The organism is Desulfothermus sp., assembly GCF_053993635.1.
Map to the genome: position 1 here is coordinate 1 of NZ_JBMYBT010000111.1, position 2883 is coordinate 2883.

The window sequence follows — 2883 nt, forward strand, 5'->3', positions numbered from 1 at the left end:
GTGTAAAATTAAAAAAAAGCAGAAAAGCATGACAGATAGAAAAACAAAATTTACAGATTTTGAAGCTCTGGCCGAAAATTCACCTTTGGCCATCTACCTGGTGAGCACGAATGGATTTTTTAGGTACGTTAACAAAAAGGTTTGTGAAATAACTGGGTATAGTAGAGATGAGCTTTTCAATATGGAATGGACGAAATTAGTCCATCCAGAATTTAGAGAATTTATGCTTGGTCAGGTCGATAAACGATTTAGACAAAAAGGGGCCCTTCCTAAATATGAGTTCAAGGCAATAGATAAGGATGGAAGTGAAATATATATGGAGGGTCATTTTTCTCTGGTGGATATTGGCGGAGAGAGATGCATTTTAGGGCAGGTATTGGATATTTCAGATAGGAAAAAGATGGAAATCGAACTAAAGCGACAAGAAGAGTCTTTGCGTAGAGTTTTAGAGACATCAAATCTCGGATATTTTGAAGTAGATATTGCAGGAAACTTTTTATATGTCAATGATGCCCTGGCAAAGATGTTTGGCTACCCAAAAAAAGAGCTAATTGGGATGAACAACAGAGAATACACTGAGCCAGGAGATGCAAAGAAGGTGTATAAAGTCTTTAATAAGGTATATAGGGAGGGAAAGCCAGTTACATTCTTTGATTGGAAGATTAAGACTAAAAAAGGAAAGAAGATATTTGTAGAGACCTCTGTTGATTTAATATACAGTGAAAAAGGCGAAAAAATAGGATTCAGAGGGATAGTTAGGGATGTAACTAAGGAGCGAGAGATAAAAAAAGAGTTAGAAAAACGGGAGAAATATTATAGGACACTATTTGAGGGGTCAGCATCTCCTACAATAATCGTTGATGAATATAAAATAGTTGATGCCAATAAGGCCTTTGAAGAGTTATCTGGCTACAAAAGAGAAGAAATAATAGGAAAGCTTGAGTGGACTAAATTTGTTGCTGAGAAAGATTTACCCAGGATTTTAGAGTATCAACAAAAAAGACAAATTGATCCAGAAAGTGGACCTTCAATGTACGAATTTACATTTATAAACAGAAATAAAGATAAAAAAGATGTCTTGATAATAGTAACTCATTTGCCAGATGGAAATCTTTTGGCCTCTTTGTTGGATATCTCAGAAAGAAAAAAATTGGAAGAGAAATTGAAATTTATAAGTTTCCACGATCCATTGACAGGTCTGTATAATAGATACTATTTTGAAGAAGAATTCAACAGGCTTGGAAATTGTAGATGTCTTCCTGTGGCTTTAATTATCGCTGACCTTGATGGATTAAAATATGTAAATGATACCTTTGGACATAAGGTGGGAGATAAGTATATCAAGGTATGTGCAGAGATATTAAAATCTAATGTGAGGAAATCTGATGTTGTTGCAAGGATTGGAGGGGACGAATTTGGGATAATATTGCCAAAGAGTGATGAGAAGGTAGTAAGAAAAGTCATTTTAAGAATTAATGATGCAATCTCTAAATTTAATAAGAATAAAAAAGAAAAATTTAAGATAAGTATATCAATGGGATATGCTGTAAGTTCAAACAATAAATTAGAGAACAATAAGTTGTTTAGGGAAGCTGATAACGCCATGTATCTTGAAAAACAGAGAAGAAAAAAAAGGAAAGAATATATATGCATGAGGTAAAACTTGGTTTTAAAATAAAGGATTATCTTACTGGAAAAGATATAGATGCTACTACTTATGAAGACATAAGGCAGGATATTGTAAAAATAATGGTTGAAGAGAAATCATATCCTAAAGACCAGATAAAATCAAAACTGCCAATAATCTTTAATGTGGATCAAAAAGAGTTTGTGAGGAATATTGATTTTGTCATTTTTTTAGAAAACAAGCCCCTTGCGATAATTTTGTTTTGTGCAGGAGAAATAGAGACATATATAAGAGAAGCGGTTTCCTTGGCTAGGTTAATAGAAGGAGGTCCTGCACGTTTTTCAATTGTTACAGATACAAAAAAATTTATGTTAGTATGTGCAAAGGATGGGGAAATTCTATCTCAAGACCCGTATGAAAAATTTCCAACCTGGCAGGATATCTTAAGCCTTTTAGATAGATGTTCTGAATTTACTATGGATAATAGCCGGATAGAAAAAGAAAAACGAATCCTCTACGCCCTATCTCAAATAAGTTGTGAATGCAGAGATTCTTGTAATATTTAATATCAAATTTATGCAAAATTTACCAACTAAGGCTATAACAGTTTCTTTATTGAACCTGCACAGTGCATTTTAGAATTATTAAGGGCTAATCTCAATACAAAATCCAATAATACCCGACAGATTTAGTCCAAATTAACAATTTAAGGCTGCCATCCATTCTTTTTGACATTTTATAAGGGATAGATTATTAGCCTATTGTTTTTAGGGGATTTGTCCTCGCTAGGGGTATTTTATTGTTTTTAATGTAAAGGAAGTAATTTAAAAATTGAAATGGGTTATTATGATAAAAAAGATTAAAGGTTTTAGTGATTTATATCCGCCAGAAATAGAAAAATATTCATTTATTGAAAAAGTAGCAAGGGAAATATTCTCTTTATATGGTTTTGTTGAGATGAGGACCCCTATTTTAGAGAGAACCGAGTTGTTTGCCCGCTCCATAGGAGATGAAACAGATGTGGTGCAAAAGGAGATGTTTTCCTTTTTAGACAAAAAAGGAAGGAGTTTATCTCTTCGGCCAGAGGCCACTGCTGGAGTGGTTCGAGCATACATTGAAAACAAGATATATGCAAAAGAGAATATCTCTAAATTCTTCACAATTGGGCCAATGTTTCGCTATGAAAGGCCTCAAAAGGGCAGGCAAAGGCAATTTCATCAGGTAAATGTAGAGGTCTTTGGTAGCAGTTCTCCATA

General features: G+C 33.7%; 3 protein-coding genes. All 3 read left to right on the forward strand.

All coding sequences use genetic code 11. The features are described from left to right. Window positions 1-1660: PAS domain S-box protein (locus ACY2V1_RS08300; RefSeq protein ID WP_461834332.1), on the forward strand; the 1660-nt coding region annotated here is incomplete at its 5' end. Then, entirely contained in the window at window positions 1648-2193 is a 546-nt protein-coding gene (locus tag ACY2V1_RS08305; RefSeq protein ID WP_461834333.1) for a type I restriction enzyme HsdR N-terminal domain-containing protein, read from the forward strand. The genes ACY2V1_RS08300 and ACY2V1_RS08305, both read left to right, overlap by 13 nt. A gap of 280 nt (window positions 2194-2473) precedes the next feature. Further along, window positions 2474-2883, forward strand: a 410-nt coding sequence (locus ACY2V1_RS08310) for an ATP phosphoribosyltransferase regulatory subunit (protein WP_461834334.1), incomplete at its 3' end; no start/stop codon positions are given.

What these genes read in the sequence shown, in the direction of transcription:
- ACY2V1_RS08305 (WP_461834333.1), top strand. Translation starts at nt 1,648, where the DNA reads ATGCATGAGGTAAAACTTGGTTTTAAAATAAAGGATTATCTTACTGGA.